Below are 14,826 nucleotides of genomic sequence, written 5' to 3'. Positions count from 1 at the left end.
CTCTCCTTTTAGTTAGTATCTACCTTTTAAGTGCATACTATACTCTTTTTTCACCCTACTATACAATAACTCATGAAACAGAGACAAGGGTGGACACGCCTAATAAAAGGAGAGAATATATATGGAAAATAGTAATCGTAATTTCTTGCAGCCTTATACATTTGCGAATGGTTTTACGTTGAAAAATAGAGTGGTCATGGCGCCAATGACAACAATGTCCAGTTTCTTCGATGGTTCCATCACCAATGATGAAGTCGATTATTATGCCGAACGGGCTGGAGGCCCTGGAATGATCATTACAGGTGTTGCGTACGTAACCGATGGGGGAAAAGGCTTCGAAGGTGAGCTCTCCATCGCAAGTGATTCTACAATCAAAGGACTGTCCAAAATTGCAAGAGCCATTCAGAAAGACGGAACGAAAGCCATTGTGCAAATCTTTCATGCAGGGCGCAAAACGAACTCCAAAACGCTAAGAGGTGTACAACCCACCAGTGCGAGTGCAATCGCTGCCGCTCATCCAATCGGCTCGGAGACGCCGCGTGAATTGACTCCTGAGGAAATCGAAAACATTATTAAGGACTTCGGCAGAGCAACCTTACGAGCCATTCAAGCTGGTTTTGACGGGGTAGAGCTTCACGGGGCCAACACATATCTATTGCAGCAATTTTTCTCCGTCAATTCCAATCAACGGTCCGATCAGTGGGGTGGCAGTTTTGAAAATCGTATGCGATTTCCGCTGGCAGTCATTCAGGAGGTTGCATCAGTTATTGATGCCCATGCGGATAAACCCTTTATCCTCGGTTACCGGATTTCACCGGAAGAAATTCATATGCCGGGCATCCAGCTCGAAGACTCCTTGGCTTTTGCCCAGGCGCTGACAGACACTCGGGTTGATTACATTCATCTGTCGATGGGAAGTTACAAACGAACATCTTTAAACCACCCCGATGACAAAGAGCCAATCTTAACTAAATTCGTCCGGGTTTTGGATCACAAAAAACCTCTGATTGGCATCGGATCGATTGAGCGGCCGGAAGACGCGGAAGAGGTCATCAACGCCGGGGCAACTTTGGCTGCACTCGGACGGGAATTGATTCGTGAGCCAAAATGGGTACAGAAGGTGAAAGCAGGTGACCTTGGCAGCATTCGTTACCAAATATCCCCGTCGGATATGGATGAGTTGCGCATTCCATTGGCGATGCAGACTTATCTGGAAGGTTCGTTTCGGGAGGTCATGCACTTTACTACCGACAGTCAGGAAGGGACTGACTACCAGAATTCACTTGCACCGATGGAGGGCTTTGAGAAGAAAATGTAAAAGCTAAACTATATTAGGTAGATTCAACTTTTGGATCAGTGATAGATATTTATCAATTACGGAGCAACCATTTCCTGCTATTACAAGAGGGAATGGTTGTTTTTAATTTTTATAATAATGATTTACAAACACAATTAAATTGTGTACAATCTAATTGTTAGCAAAACAAAAGAGACATCATCTTTACAAAATAAAATCTAAATTACAGAGGAGCCAATACTCATGAAAACATTATATGAAACTACAGTTATCAATACAGGTGGACGTCAAGGGATTGTGCAATCGCCAGATAACGTATTTATGCTTGATGTCGCTGCCCCACCTGAACTGGGAGGCAAAGTGACGACAGCTACGAATCCAGAGCAATTGTTTGCAGCAGGCTACAGTGCTTGCTTTAATTCAGCGCTGGAATTTCAGTTAAAGAAACACAAAGTCGAAATTGAGAGAAGCACAGTATCGGCTACGGTTATGCTTGTGACAGACCCTACGGATAATGGTGTGAAACTGGAAGTGGAACTTGAAGTTAAAATTGAGGGTTTGGATGAGGAGACAGCACATAAATTTGTAAAACTTGCGCATGAATACTGCCCATATTCCAAAGGAATCAAAGGGAACGTCAATGTTACCGTGGGACTAGCCTAATTATTGAGCTGAGTCGATCGAACGGTTTCGTTTCGAACTTCATGTTGAAGTCTGAAGCATGTATTTAAAATAATTTCTAAAAACTGAAGGCCTCCGAAAAATCGGAGGTTTTTTTGATATGCTCTTAATTCTGCAGCGATAACCAACCAAATAATAGATAAAGAAATCAATTACGGTTGAAATATACCCATATGGGGTATATTATGAGAGTAGAAATCGAAAGTTCAAAGGAGTGCAACTCATGAAAAAGTATGCAATGATATTGCTGACTACGGTGATCACGGGCAGTGTGATGTTAAGTGGATGTGGCAAGAATGCTGAGCAGGATAATAGCAGTAGTGACAGTCATGCAGCGAGCACAGGAGAGATGCACCACTCGGATTCGGGAGAATTACCGGAAGGACTTCAGGAAAAGAAAAATCCTACATATCCAGTGAGCAGCCATGTCGTGTTGAGTACGGACCATATGGCCGGAATGAAGGGTGCAGAAGCAACAATTGTGGGAGCCTATGAGACAACAGCTTATACAGTCTCGTATACACCAACTACAGGGGGAGACACTGTGAAAAATCATAAATGGGTCATTCAAGAGGAAATTCAGGACCATACGGATCAACCGTATGCAGCAGGAGCAGAGGTTGTGCTGAACGCTGACCACATGCCAGGAATGAAAGGTGCTAAGGCAACGATTGACTCCGCTGAGCAAACGACGGTATATATGGTTGATTATACCCCGACCACAGGCGGAGATCCGGTGAAGAATCATAAATGGGTCACGGAAGAAGAATTGTCTGCTAAATGAGAGAGCTTGAAGTAAGTGCCTGAAGTAATAGTTGTTAAGCCTCACATCCATGCGTATAACTTGTGTTAGTCATTATGTGATTACCAAAACCACCCTCCTCACTTTTTAAGTGAAAAGGGTGGTTTTATATATAACAACGCAAAACTATCTTTTGAAAATCTCCAGTTACCATACAATCGTTTCTGGAGTAACACCAACCGGGAATGTTTCCTCAGCTTTATCTTTCTCCACATACATATCATACCAAGCGTCAGCAATGTATTTAGGGTCTGTTGGTGTATCCGGCTTGATGAATACACCCAAGGAGAGGTGACCCACATAAATGCCTTTCGGAGCGAGGTCCGTATGCAGATTGTTGGCATAGTTTCGTAATCCGCCCAAAGCAATCCCCACGTTACCCATCATCGGAATTGGATATATAGCGGAAAGCCCAGTGGTGAACAGAATCGCTCCAGTCTGAAGTTCCAGCATAGCTGGTAATACCTGTTGCACACTATGAATTGCACCAAGTACCAGACCCTGGAACTGATCCAATGCATTATCCGCAGTAACATTCATGGCAGGTGTCGGAGGGAACTGTCCAACGGTTGGACTGAATTCGAGCACATCAATAAAACCGTACTTCTCTTTGATTTGGTCAAAAGCTTGTGTTAATTGTTCCGGGTTATATAGATCGGCTGCGAAGCCGGATGCTTCAATACCTTCTGATTTTAACTGGGCTGCCAGGTTATCGAGTTTGTCTTGGTTTCGTGATACCAAAGCGACCTGAAATCCGTTTTGTCCAAATTTCTGTCCTATAGCCATCCCGAGTCCGGGGCCTGCGCCAACAATGACGATGGTTTTCATATCATGTTTCTCCTTTTCATTCTTATATTGTAAATAGTAGACTAGACAACTAAAGTAATGTAAACAACGCTTGTTGTTAAGCATGCTATACTAATCCAATCAGGCTTACAATCAGCAAAAATGCAGAATCGTTGCGTAGACAACAGTTCCTATATTTTTGTTGCGAACATTATGCAAAAGGCGAGGAGACGTTCGAATGACGATCAAAAATAACCAGGATCCTCGTGTCATACGGACACGTCAGCTCCTGCAGGATGCGTTCCTATCCCTATTGCAGCATCAGGACTTTGATTCTCTGACCGTGGGGGATATTACCGAAAAAGCTACGGTGAATCGAGCCACATTTTATGCACACTTCACCGATAAATTTGCCATTCTGGATTCGACCGTTACGTATTCATTCATGGAGAAATTGAATGATCGAATGGATCAGGGTGATACATTTAATGAAGAAGTTTTGAGAAAAATATTAACAGCCCTGTGTGAATTTCATGCTGAAGTCAGTACTCGCTGCGAACGAAGTTACAGGTCACTGGGAACCGTACTGGAACTTCAAATTAGAGAAAAAATCCAGATTATTATTTTGCAACTGTTGAATCGTCAGAAAACCTCCACACCGGGGCAGAACTCTCGTAAAGAGACAGCAGCAGTTCTGTTAAGCTGGGGGATGTATGGCACGGCTTATCAATGGAACCTGCAGGGGCGGAACGTGCCTATGGAACAATGGATTAATGACACGCTTCCTCTACTGTTGTATGGAAATAGCATCTTTTTTGAGAATTAATAAATTTCTGCTCATTTATGGGTTATAATGGAACCATAAGATTAAAGCTGCTGGAAAGGGGAATGTATATGATGGACTTTAGCAAGCCGCCCCATGCCTCAGAATCACATACACACAAACAGCGCCATGAAGAAAATGAACAACAGCTTTTAGCCGGAGGGAAAAGCATTTGGTGGGAAATTAGCAACTGGCTAATTCTCGCTGGGATTCTTGCGGTAATCTTCGTATTGTTTAAGTTCGTTTTCTAGAAAAAGAGAAACATTAAAACTTTGGATAAGGGCCATATTAAATGGGCTCTTTTTTTCTTTACGCTCTTACATATAAATCATCAAGAGAATAACAAATGACAAAAATAAATATTTGTCATTTGTTATTCTCTGTGTTAATCTAATTTCAACGGAGGTGACTTGAGGATGGTGTAACCATCTTAATCATTATGGAAAAGGACAAAACTTCTGAATTTTTAACTAAGGAACAAATTATTGGAGCAACGCAGGAAACTCTCCGGCGCTTCGGTGTTGCCAAAACATCTGTTACGGATGTCGCTAAATTGCTTGGAGTTAGTCACGGTACGATTTACAGGCACTATAAAAGCAAGAAAGAATTACTTGAAGGCGTGACCGCACAATGGCTCGAAGATGAGATTATTACGCCTTTGACGGCAATAACTAAGGATCAGAGTTATAACGGAGAGGGAACACGTCATCTGAAAGTATATATAGAAGCATTAATTGCTCATAAACGTCATTATGCCGAATCCGATGCAGAGTTGTTTGAGATGTACGCACGGGTAACTCAGGAATCCGCAGATATTATCAATAAACATGTGCAACATCTTGTACGTCATTTGAGTGAGATCATCCAACAGGAGAACCAGTTCCAATTTAACAACCCAGACGTGGTTGCAACGGCGATCCTTCAAGCTACAGCCCGTTTTCATCATCCGGCACACGCCTATGAATGGCAGAGCCCTACAATTGATGCGGAATTTGCACAGGTATGGTTGTTGATAGAAAAGGGATTATTACATTTTGAACAAGAGAGGGAGTAATCGTAAATGAAAAAGCTAGCAGGTAAAGTAGCCATTGTAACTGGCTCATCCCGGGGGATCGGACGTGCTATAGCAGAGCAACTCGCTGAATTGGGCGCGGATGTCGTCATTAACTACGCGAGCAGCCCCGACAAAGCAGAGCAGGTGGCAGATATTGCTCGCCAAAAAGGAGTCCGTGCCATTACCGTTCAGGCTGACCTTGCCCGAAAGGAAGATGTGGAGCGTTTATTTTCCGAAACGATTAGCCAGCTTGGAAAAGTTGATATTCTGATCAACAATGCAGGCATCATGAAGACAACGCCTTTGGTAGATGTGACGGAGGAAGAATTCGATCAGCAGTTTGCCATCAATGTGAAAGGTACATTTTTTGCTTGTCAGCAAGCATTGAAACACATGGAGGAGCAGGGCCGAATTGTTAACTTCTCCACTTCTGTAACCGGACAGATGTTTCCGGGATACAGCGTGTACGCAGGTACCAAAGGAGCAGTTGAACAGATTACTCGTCAGCTTGCAAAAGAATTTGGCTCCAGACAAATCACTATTAATGCTGTTGCACCAGGCCCGGTGAATACCGAGTTGTTTTCTGTAGGGAAGACGGAGCAACAGCTCGAAGGGCTACGTAAAATGAATGCATTTGGTCGTTTAGGTGAACCGGAGGACATTGCAAATGTGATCTCTTTCCTTGTCAGTGAAGAGTCGCAATGGGTTACAGGACAGACGCTGCGTGCAAACGGCGGTTTCATTTAAACGATATCATGCACGAAGTTTATTGCTTTTGACACACAACCGGGCGAATCCCCATATGATGCATTACATCAGCAAGCAATTGGGGAAATGGGGAATCCGGGATGGCAAAACCAAAGGGAAAAAAGGCTCCCGCGTTAAAGAGTGACAAACTTCGTGTATCCATGAAATTGGTTACTTCGGATGTATGTGAGCGTTGCAAGACCCCCTGTACACGAGGAATGGATTATGCAGCAAGGATGCGAACCGATGGAGCTGTAGGCAAGGGCGTACCTTGTATATTGACTCGTCATACTTCGTAGTCCACTTCATAATAAGTTTGACCTACAAGAAGTTCGTATAATTACGTATTGCCAACAACTATACTATAGGGGCGTCCTTTAACAGGGAACGCCTCTTTTTGATCGTTCCAAGGGGTGGAAAATATTCTGGATAAAAAATGAAAAATGGTGAAAAACAGCGCAACTTTGTGGATGAACCTGCAGTATAAATGTACAACAGCTAGCAGCAGGGGAGGGAATATTGACGGAATGAAATGGAAAAGAATTTTGCTGTGTGTCACGGTATTCTCCTTGCTCGGCGGGTCTTTATTGTTTGCAGATTCAGTGAACGAGAAGATTCGGGTTCTCATTAACGGCAAGGAAGCAGCTGACGGTGGTTATCTGATTGACGGAACGACCTATGTACCTGTAAGAGAAGCGGGCGGAATCGCCAGATGGGATACCACAAACAAGAGAGTAACGGTTATCAAACCGAATGTACATATTTTTCTCTTCAAGGGAGATACCGTGTTTGGCAACGTGAACGTGGGTAAGTTGAAATTTAATGTGTTCTCACAAGTCGACAGTTTGACAACAGATATAGCTGCCGTGAAGGTGACGATTACCAATCCAAGTGGTGAGGTTAAGGATATTCAGTCTCAGGAGCTTAAGACACAGAAGGATAACTTCTGGTTCCGAACGTACGATTTTACGTATGATTTCAGCCGAGCTGGCAAGTATCAAGTCGGTTTTTATATTAAAGAAAATGCAAACAGTAATTATGTACTGGCAGCCGAGAAAATCATTACCGCGCTGAACGATTGAAGCAAAAATAACCTTGTCGGTTAAATTGACCTGGACCATTGAACATGTTACGATATGCAAGGTTACACAATTTCTATTTATAAAGCGAGGTATATCAATGAGCGATCACACACATGAACACGGCGATGCCTGCGGATGCGGTCAAGACCACGACCACGACCACGAGCATGAAGAAGTTCTTCTGACACTGACAGACGAGAACGGAAATGACGTGGAGATGGTTTTGGTGGAGACGTTTGACGTGGAGAAGCATGTTTATGCGCTCCTGCTGGAACGTAACAATCCTGAAGCTGACGGCATCATTCTGCGTATGGAAGAAGAAGACGAGGAAATGGTGCTCTACAATATTGAAGACGAAGAAGAGTGGACCCGTGTTGAAGCGGCGTACAACGAACTCGTTGCAAGCCAAGAATAGTCATCCTTTTGGAATAAAGCAAGAAGGCTCCTTAATTATAGGGGGCCTTTTGTTTGCTTTTTATTAGGTGTATATGCTGTTTTTTCTTGCGATAAGGATAGTGGAATAGGTGGAAAAATGCAAACGATACAGCGATCATAAGCCCAAGGCAGGACAAGTCTGTGTGGAGAAAAAATAAAAAGACCAAGCATCCCGCTTGGTCCTTAGAGATCGATCAACCTCATGCAGAGGTGGCTGTTCTAGAATATTGCATCTGCTTCCACGATGACTTTCACGTTGGTTACGCTCCGGTCTTCAGGTCCTTTTACAGGCAGTCCAACTTCAACATGATCAATGATGTAATCGATGTTTTCCTGAGTGATAACCTCACCTGGCAGCAGAATCGGAATTCCTGGTGGATATACGTAGATGAATTCCGAAATAATCCGACCTGCGGATTCCTTGAAAGGAATGACTTCGGTATCACCATAGAACGCATCACGTGGAGTCAGCATCAGCTGTGGTACATCTGGAACCTTGACCACCAGCTCATGGGCTGGATTCACCTGATAATACGTACGGGATAGATCCTGCAGGGCGTTCAGCAAGATTTCTACGGAGTCATCCGTATCTCCCGGTGTGATGAGGCACAGAATATTATACATATCACTGAGCTCCACCTCGATTTTGTAATGCTCACGTAGCCAGTTCTCTGTTTCGTAGCCTGTAATTCCAAGGTGGCGAACATGAATGGTTACTTTGGTTGGGTCGTAATTAAAGGTAGCCTCTGTGCCCAGCAGCTCTCTGCCGAAGCAATATAGTCCGTCCATATCATTAATGGAGCGTCTTGCAAACTCAGCCAGATCAATGGCTTTCTGTGCCATCTGATGGCCATTCAGAGCCAGATTACGTCTCGACGTGTCGAGCGAAGCCAGCAGGATGTAAGAAGTCGACGTTGAAGTCAACATACTCAGAATGGTTTGTACACGTTGTGGATTCACATATCCATTCTTCGTGTTCAGATTGAGTACAGAACTCTGGGTCATCGAACCACCGAGCTTGTGTACACTCGTTGCAGCCATATCAGCCCCGGCGGCCATGGCTGAGAGCGGCAGATCTTCATGGAAATGAATGAGTACGCCATGCGCTTCATCCACAAGTACTGGGACTTGATAGCTATGCGCCAGTTCAACAATTTCTTTTAGATCGGTACATACGCCGAAGTACGTTGGGTTAATGACGAGCAAAGCCTTGGCATCGGGATGACGCTCAAGAGCACGTCGGATCGCGCCTGTAGTGACACCGTGATCAATCCCTAGATTGGCATCCTGCGCAGGAGAGACGAATACGGGTTTCGCTCCTGAGAAAATGATGGCAGACATGACCGATTTATGCACATTACGGGGCACAATAATCTTGTCACCCGGTTCACATACCGACAGAATCATGGTCATGATGGCACTGCTTGTGCCTTGTACACTAAAATAGGTATAATCGGCTCCGAAGGCATCGGCTGCCAGAATCTGCGCTTCCTCAATGACACCGGTTGGCTGATGCAAATCATCTAGCGGTGCGATGTTAATCAAATCTATGGAGAGGGCATTATCGCCGATAAATTCACGAAATTCGGTATCCGTTCCCAATCCTTTTTTATGTCCCGGAATATGAAATTGCACCGGATTGAGTGCCGCGTGATTTTTTAAAGCGGTAAACAGCGGCGTACGGCGGTGATCCATCAGTGCTGTCACAACCTTTCCTAATTATAATTTGTAAGAAAAACGTCTTTCGACGTAAATTCTATGAAGACAGACCGCTTGTAGCGGATGTTTTTCTTGCGATCACGGATTTAGTTCAGCTTCGCTGATAACTTATCATTTTGTAATCTCAAACAAATTTGAGTATAGCAAATTAAGAACCGAATGCAAGCAATATTGCTTGACAATTTTTCGAATTGCTGAGATTTGGACACATCCCCGAGGGTTACAGTAAGGATAGGAGATGGGCAAGCAAGCATCGAAAGGGGAAAAAGAATGCAAACTAATACAAAACCAGCCAAAATTCTGCGATCACCTTTCTTTATCGCCATGTGGCTAACGCTTTTTCTAGTTGAAATTATTAAAGGTGCCCTGCTGGTCGCTATTTTGCCCGTGTATATGGACAATATTCTGGGTTTGTCCGCTGGCGTGATTGGTGTGGCCTTTGCCCTTCAATATTTGGGAGATAATCTGTTCCGGGCTCCCTCTGGATGGGCAGCAGAACGGATCGGGTTTCGCGCGACAATGGTGACGGCGCTAATTTGTACATTAGTTGCTGTAATCATGATTATATTCTTCAAAAGTGCATTTGGCCTTGCCATGGCTTGTCTCATTCTTGGAGTTGGTACGTCACCCCTTTGGCCTTGCGCTATGACAGGCGTGACTGCGATGTCGGGGCCACAGAACAAGAACGGTACAGCCATGGGTGCGCTGGAGATGGCGGCACTTGGGGGGACTGGTCTAGGGCCGATCGGAATGAACTGGCTATTGGAGCGGACGCATCACGATTATCGCACCATTTTCTTGGTGTTGATGGGTGTTGCAATTCTGGTCATTCTGGTCGCTTTGATTTTACCCGGACGTGTCATTGTTGAGGGAGAGCATGCGGAAAGTGAGACGAAGCGGTCAGATATGAAATATCCGGCTAAACCGAATATTTTCACGCCGTTCATCCGACTCAAAAACAGTGTCCAGGGTACATTGCAACGGGTACGCAGCACCCTTAATGTTAATCCGCTCGTATATCCTGCACTATTCATGCAGTCTTTTGTTATTGGTCTGCTCAGTCCCGTGATTACGCTATACACTCGCACAGACCTGCACATCTCGCCCAACCTATACAGCTTGTTGCTGATAGCGGGTGGAGGCATTACGGTCATTGCATTGCTGCCTGTAGGGAAAATGGTAGACCGGTTTGGAACGGCACCGTTCCTGAACATCGGTTTTTTAATGGCAGCAGTGAGTCTGTTTGCTTTTTCTTCTATTACGTCTATTCCAGTTGTGTTCGGTATCGTCATGTTGGTTGGCGTCAGCTATGCGATGATTCTCCCGGCTTGGAATGCGTTTGTAGCCACATTGATTCCCAAAGGAGAACGCGGAGCGATCTGGGGTTTCTTCCTGACCCTTCAGGGATCAGGCATGGTCGTAGGGCCGATTGTATCCGGACTGCTGTGGGATCACGTTAGTCATCCGGCTCCATTTATCGGAAGTGCTGTCGTTATGGCTGGACTTGCCGTTGTGCACTATGTGTTATCCCGTAAACCGTATCGTACAGCTCCTGCCAAATGATGCGATTGAAGTCTGATAAGGTGGATCCAATAAGAAAAGGGAGTTCCAACAACCATTCAGGTTGTGGAACTCCCTTTTTATGTAGCATGGTGCAACCATTGCATCCATTCAGCTAACGACGGGAAGATTATTCTGCCCGCCGGAGTGATCAACTCTGGGAACTAATCGTTCAACGTACTTAAGACAAAGACATCTTATAGAGCGGCAGCAGTGTTTTGAACGTTGAACGAACCGTTTCCAGGGACTTTTCCCCATCCGCAGCAAGGGCATCATCCCGATCAATTCGCAGTCCGCATATAACCTCTGCATACCTTTATTTCGCGTCCATTATATCATGAAAAACGGGGGCTTGCCCCTGTGCATCTGCGGAAAGCTGCGATCCTTCGGATCAATCGGTGAAAAATAGTCAAATAACCAAGTACCCTTACATAAAATGAAGTATAAAATAGGGTAAGCCGATTGAGTAGAAGCGATTGAAGAAGATGGCCGGAGCATCTCCGGTACAGATGGAGGGAGTGCCGTGAATAAGAGTTATGAAGTTGAATATTGCAATCTGGAGCTGCGGTTCAACCGTCGGCATATCCAAAATTTGATCAAAGACCTTATTCGTGAGGGGTATTCACTATATTGGAGCGAGGACGAATCCTTTTTTATTCTGTCAGTCCGCACCGGACGCAAGCTGGTAAAGCTCCGTTTTCAACAGACGCGCAGTGGGAATTACAAGATGACCGGAGATTATATTATCAAGGACGCAAAGCTTGCGGAATGGTTGGAGAAGCTGATCGGGGATACACGTGGGCATGCCGTTGTGAAACGGTTTAAGGATCAGCAGATGACCGTGGAGAATATTTTGTTTGGTGAAGTCATTCGTCTCGTTGAAGTATCCGGGTTCAAACAGCGTGTTATTTTTCAAAAGGAACCTGCGCCGACGGCGGAAGAGATGGAAGAAATGTTCCTCTCGCGCGAAGGCGAGGAGCGACTCATGCTGCTGCGCATGGAAGTGGATGATGAACTGGAGCGTCTGTATGCCGCCATTCAGATGGATAATATCGAAAAAGCAAATGTCTGTCGTAAAGTCTTAAAGCAGTTGTCAGGGCACATGTTGATGCTGGAAGGCTGAAATATAACGCTGTATTTATGAAAATACGATGAACACCTCAGGTAATTGGGGTGTTTTCTCGCTGTGCGACCATGGTCCGGGGTTCACTTCTATGCGTAAAACCGTTAAAATGGGGGTATTGTTGAGAATTCATTTCAATAAAATTAATTGGAGCAAAGGATGGAGGACCAGATGGCGAAACAACAGATCGGTGTCATTGGACTTGCAGTAATGGGCAAAAATTTGGCCCTTAACATTGAAAGCAGAGGTTTCACGGTATCGGTATTTAACCGTTCTCCGGAGAAAACCAACGATCTTCTGAAAGAAGCCGAAGGTAAAAACCTGACAGGCACATTCTCTATTGAAGAGTTTGTGGCATCCCTGGAATCCCCGCGCAAAATCCTGATCATGGTACAAGCTGGTTATGCAACCGACGCTACCATTGAACAACTGCTTCCTCATTTGGATGAGGGCGACATCATCATTGATGGCGGTAACGCATACTTCCCTGACACCCAACGTCGCAGCAAAGAGTTGGAAGACAAAGGCATTCGCTTCATCGGTACAGGTGTATCCGGTGGGGAAGAAGGCGCGTTGAAAGGCCCTGCAATTATGCCAGGTGGACAAGAGAGTGCGTACAAGCTGGTTGAACCGATCCTGACAGCCATTTCGGCCAAAGTCGGTGACGATCCTTGTTGTACATATATCGGACCAGATGGTGCTGGACACTATGTGAAAATGGTGCATAACGGTATCGAATACGGAGATATGCAGTTGATTGGTGAAGCTTACCACCTACTCAAATCCGTGTTGAATGTGTCCGTTGAGGAGCTTCACGCCATCTTTACAGAATGGAATCAGGGAGAGCTGGATAGTTACCTGATCGAAATCACAGCAGATATCTTCTCCAAATACGATCCGGAAACGGGCAAACCAATGGTTGATGTCATTCTGGATGCAGCTGGACAAAAAGGAACAGGAAAATGGACAAGCCAAAGCGCGCTGGATCTCGGCGTACCATTGTCCATGATTACAGAATCCGTATTCTCCCGCTTCCTGTCTGCGATGAAAGACGAGCGTGTGGCAGCGAGCAAAATCCTGAACGGACCTGCGGTTGAAGCATTCTCCGGTGACAAAAAAGCGTTCATCGAGAATGTTCGCAAAGCGCTGTTTGCAAGTAAAATCGTATCCTACGCACAAGGTTTTGCCCAAATGCGCGCAGCTTCCGACGAGTACGGCTGGGATCTGAAATACGGCAACATCGCCATGATCTTCCGTGGTGGTTGCATCATCCGTTCGCAGTTCCTGCAAAACATTAAAGAAGCGTATGACAAAGATGCAGCACTGAAAAACCTGCTTCTGGATCCATACTTCCAAAACATTGTTGAATCCTACCAAGGTGCATGGCGTGAAGTTGTAGCTGCTGCGGTAACTCAAGGCGTTCCGGTCCCTGGGTTCTCCAGTGCATTGTCCTACTACGATAGCTACCGTACAGAGCGTTTGCCTGCGAACCTGTTGCAAGCACAACGTGACTACTTCGGTGCTCATACGTTCAAACGTCTGGACAAAGAAGGCAGCTTCCATCACAACTGGATGGAATAGTAGCATATATCGCAAGTCCGTGAGATTTGGCTAAAGTGTCCTGAATCAGGGGCCTTGGCTGGAAGAAGGGCTTGGACAGAAGCTTAGATAGGGGACTTGGAGAGTCGGTTCATACCGATGAACTCCAGGTCTCTTTTTTTTACCGTATGTTAAGATGCTTCTACATTTTACGAGCCTGAGATGCTCTATTTCGTGGATATGAGCCTTTTCTATTCTCTAACGAACTCAGAAGGTCCTACTTACAACATTTGGAGCGAAATTGCGCTGTTTTGAAGGTGTTTTTGTGAAATGAGTTTCCTGAGATTCATTAGAATTCTAAAATCGCTTATAATTCGGAAATAAGCTGATCTGAGTTCGTTAAAATCGTTTGGAGTACATGGACATGCTTCGATATGATCTGGAAGTGCTTGCGGATGCTTGGAGGGAAGTGGGCCACACTATGGCCTTCCCCCGTCCGCAGGGCTGTGTTATGATAGGACAAAAGTGCTCATGAATTGCTTGAATTAAAGGAGTGTACACCTTGAGCAAGTCTAACAATATTATTCTCATCGGCATGATGGGAACTGGCAAATCAACCGTTGCTGACATGCTCGCACGCGAGCTGGGTTACCGACTGATTGATGTGGACGCCGCGGTGGAGAAAGAGGAAGGCTGTACGATTCCTGAATTGTTCACAGGCAAGGGAGAGACATATTTCCGCGACGCCGAGAGTCGCATGTTGTGCTCGGTGTTAGAGAAAAAGGCGCAGGTGATTGCAACCGGAGGCGGTGTGGTTCTGCGTTCGGACAACTGTGATGTTATGTCGAAGAACGGCTGGGTGGTTGCCCTGACTGCTGATCCGGCAGTGATAGTAGAACGTGTCAGCGGCTGTGAGAACCGTCCGCTCTTGGCAGGCAATGCGGAGGAACGCATTCAGACCATTATGCAGGAACGGAAGGACGCATACCGGTTTGCGCATTACACGGTGGATACGACCGAGTTATCCGCTTCTGAAGTGACTCGTTTAATTTTAGCGCATTACCGCGTCTAAGCTTGTAATTATTTCGTTTTCTCTTCAGTGAGTGTATGGATAGACTGTACACATGAGTGCAGGGTCGATGCATGGAGAGAGGGATACATTTCGCATGTGGAAGAAG

General features: G+C 45.3%; 16 protein-coding genes. 14 read left to right on the top strand and 2 right to left on the bottom strand.

Translation table 11 applies throughout. The annotated features are described in order from the left end of the window. Window positions 1-121: 121 nt before the first annotated feature. From BLS14_RS11730 to BLS14_RS11720, 3 genes are all read left to right on the top strand, one after another. A complete protein-coding gene (locus BLS14_RS11730; protein WP_090951661.1) occupies window positions 122-1,318 on the top strand; it encodes an NADH-dependent flavin oxidoreductase in 1,197 nt (398 codons plus the stop codon). Window positions 1,319-1,540: 222 nt separating this feature from the next. Next, window positions 1,541-1,960, top strand: a complete 420-nt coding sequence (locus BLS14_RS11725; RefSeq protein ID WP_090951658.1) for an organic hydroperoxide resistance protein — start codon at window positions 1,541-1,543, stop codon at window positions 1,958-1,960. Between the two features lie 241 nt (window positions 1,961-2,201). Next, the gene (locus BLS14_RS11720; protein ID WP_090951655.1) at window positions 2,202-2,762 is read left to right on the top strand and encodes a YdhK family protein; all 561 of its coding nucleotides are present in this window, start codon (window positions 2,202-2,204) and stop codon (window positions 2,760-2,762) included. 165 nt (window positions 2,763-2,927) lie between these two features. On the opposite strand, the gene BLS14_RS11715 is transcribed toward BLS14_RS11720, so the two are convergent. Then, entirely contained in the window at window positions 2,928-3,608 is a 681-nt protein-coding gene (locus BLS14_RS11715) for an SDR family NAD(P)-dependent oxidoreductase (protein ID WP_090951652.1), read from the bottom strand. 196 nt (window positions 3,609-3,804) lie between these two features. On the opposite strand from BLS14_RS11715, the gene BLS14_RS11710 reads away from it, so the two are divergent. The 7 genes from BLS14_RS11710 to BLS14_RS11680 all read left to right on the top strand — a co-directional run bounded on the left by BLS14_RS11710 (window position 3,805) and on the right by BLS14_RS11680 (window position 7,687). Beyond that, window positions 3,805-4,392 carry a TetR/AcrR family transcriptional regulator gene (locus BLS14_RS11710; protein ID WP_063565561.1) on the top strand — a complete coding sequence of 196 codons (588 nt, stop codon included), beginning with the start codon at window positions 3,805-3,807 and terminating at the stop codon, window positions 4,390-4,392. 68 nt (window positions 4,393-4,460) lie between these two features. Further along, complete coding sequence (locus tag BLS14_RS11705; protein WP_064636548.1) at window positions 4,461-4,640, top strand: hypothetical protein; 180 nt, start codon at window positions 4,461-4,463, stop codon at window positions 4,638-4,640. A 188-nt stretch (window positions 4,641-4,828) separates the two neighbouring features. Beyond that, a complete protein-coding gene (locus BLS14_RS11700; protein WP_090951650.1) occupies window positions 4,829-5,443 on the top strand; it encodes a TetR/AcrR family transcriptional regulator in 615 nt (204 codons plus the stop codon). A 6-nt stretch (window positions 5,444-5,449) separates the two neighbouring features. After that, complete coding sequence (locus tag BLS14_RS11695) at window positions 5,450-6,190, top strand: SDR family oxidoreductase (RefSeq protein ID WP_090951647.1); 741 nt, start codon at window positions 5,450-5,452, stop codon at window positions 6,188-6,190. 101 nt (window positions 6,191-6,291) lie between these two features. Then, on the top strand, window positions 6,292-6,489 hold the full coding sequence (locus tag BLS14_RS11690; RefSeq protein WP_090951644.1) for a hypothetical protein: 198 nt from the start codon (window positions 6,292-6,294) through the stop codon (window positions 6,487-6,489). 228 nt (window positions 6,490-6,717) lie between these two features. Continuing rightward, complete coding sequence (locus BLS14_RS11685; protein ID WP_063565565.1) at window positions 6,718-7,272, top strand: hypothetical protein; 555 nt, start codon at window positions 6,718-6,720, stop codon at window positions 7,270-7,272. A 97-nt stretch (window positions 7,273-7,369) separates the two neighbouring features. After that, window positions 7,370-7,687, top strand: coding sequence for a DUF1292 domain-containing protein (locus BLS14_RS11680; protein ID WP_063565566.1), 318 nt, complete (start codon window positions 7,370-7,372; stop codon window positions 7,685-7,687). Between the two features lie 239 nt (window positions 7,688-7,926). Here the strand turns inward: BLS14_RS11680 and BLS14_RS11675 are convergent, their stop codons facing one another. Further along, a complete protein-coding gene (locus tag BLS14_RS11675) occupies window positions 7,927-9,402 on the bottom strand; it encodes an aminotransferase class I/II-fold pyridoxal phosphate-dependent enzyme (protein WP_063565751.1) in 1,476 nt (491 codons plus the stop codon). 294 nt (window positions 9,403-9,696) lie between these two features. Here BLS14_RS11675 and BLS14_RS11670 point away from each other — a divergent pair, with 294 nt between their 5' ends. From BLS14_RS11670 to BLS14_RS11650, 4 genes are all read left to right on the top strand, one after another. Further along, entirely contained in the window at window positions 9,697-10,989 is a 1,293-nt protein-coding gene (locus tag BLS14_RS11670) for an MFS transporter (protein WP_063565567.1), read from the top strand. Window positions 10,990-11,509: 520 nt separating this feature from the next. Beyond that, the gene (locus BLS14_RS11660) at window positions 11,510-12,109 is read left to right on the top strand and encodes a hypothetical protein (protein ID WP_063565568.1); all 600 of its coding nucleotides are present in this window, start codon (window positions 11,510-11,512) and stop codon (window positions 12,107-12,109) included. 171 nt (window positions 12,110-12,280) lie between these two features. Next, window positions 12,281-13,690, top strand: a complete 1,410-nt coding sequence (gene gndA, locus BLS14_RS11655) for an NADP-dependent phosphogluconate dehydrogenase (RefSeq protein WP_064636561.1) — start codon at window positions 12,281-12,283, stop codon at window positions 13,688-13,690. 520 nt (window positions 13,691-14,210) lie between these two features. Next, on the top strand, window positions 14,211-14,720 hold the full coding sequence (locus BLS14_RS11650; protein ID WP_231952443.1) for a shikimate kinase: 510 nt from the start codon (window positions 14,211-14,213) through the stop codon (window positions 14,718-14,720). Window positions 14,721-14,826 lie beyond the last annotated feature (106 nt).

Origin of the sequence: Paenibacillus sp. OK060 (assembly GCF_900101205.1) — a bacterium.
GTDB classification, from domain to species: Bacteria; Bacillota; Bacilli; order Paenibacillales; family Paenibacillaceae; genus Paenibacillus; species Paenibacillus marchantiae.
The sequence above is the reverse complement of the archived record's forward strand: the minus strand, read 5'-3'. Positions and strand labels throughout refer to the sequence as shown.

Excerpts from the sequence above, each read along its gene's own strand:
- BLS14_RS11730 (WP_090951661.1), top strand. The coding sequence starts at position 122 with ATGGAAAATAGTAATCGTAATTTCTTGCAGCCTTATACATTTGCGAAT.
- BLS14_RS11725 (WP_090951658.1), top strand. The coding sequence starts at position 1,541 with ATGAAAACATTATATGAAACTACAGTTATCAATACAGGTGGACGTCAA.
- BLS14_RS11720 (WP_090951655.1), top strand. The coding sequence starts at position 2,202 with ATGAAAAAGTATGCAATGATATTGCTGACTACGGTGATCACGGGCAGT.
- BLS14_RS11715 (WP_090951652.1), bottom strand. The coding sequence starts at position 3,608 with ATGAAAACCATCGTCATTGTTGGCGCAGGCCCCGGACTCGGGATGGCT.
- BLS14_RS11710 (WP_063565561.1), top strand. The coding sequence starts at position 3,805 with ATGACGATCAAAAATAACCAGGATCCTCGTGTCATACGGACACGTCAG.
- BLS14_RS11705 (WP_064636548.1), top strand. The coding sequence starts at position 4,461 with ATGATGGACTTTAGCAAGCCGCCCCATGCCTCAGAATCACATACACAC.
- BLS14_RS11700 (WP_090951650.1), top strand. The coding sequence starts at position 4,829 with ATGGAAAAGGACAAAACTTCTGAATTTTTAACTAAGGAACAAATTATT.
- BLS14_RS11695 (WP_090951647.1), top strand. The coding sequence starts at position 5,450 with ATGAAAAAGCTAGCAGGTAAAGTAGCCATTGTAACTGGCTCATCCCGG.
- BLS14_RS11690 (WP_090951644.1), top strand. The coding sequence starts at position 6,292 with ATGGCAAAACCAAAGGGAAAAAAGGCTCCCGCGTTAAAGAGTGACAAA.
- BLS14_RS11685 (WP_063565565.1), top strand. The coding sequence starts at position 6,718 with ATGAAATGGAAAAGAATTTTGCTGTGTGTCACGGTATTCTCCTTGCTC.
- BLS14_RS11680 (WP_063565566.1), top strand. The coding sequence starts at position 7,370 with ATGAGCGATCACACACATGAACACGGCGATGCCTGCGGATGCGGTCAA.
- BLS14_RS11675 (WP_063565751.1), bottom strand. The coding sequence starts at position 9,402 with ATGGATCACCGCCGTACGCCGCTGTTTACCGCTTTAAAAAATCACGCG.
- BLS14_RS11670 (WP_063565567.1), top strand. The coding sequence starts at position 9,697 with ATGCAAACTAATACAAAACCAGCCAAAATTCTGCGATCACCTTTCTTT.
- gndA (WP_064636561.1), top strand. The coding sequence starts at position 12,281 with ATGGCGAAACAACAGATCGGTGTCATTGGACTTGCAGTAATGGGCAAA.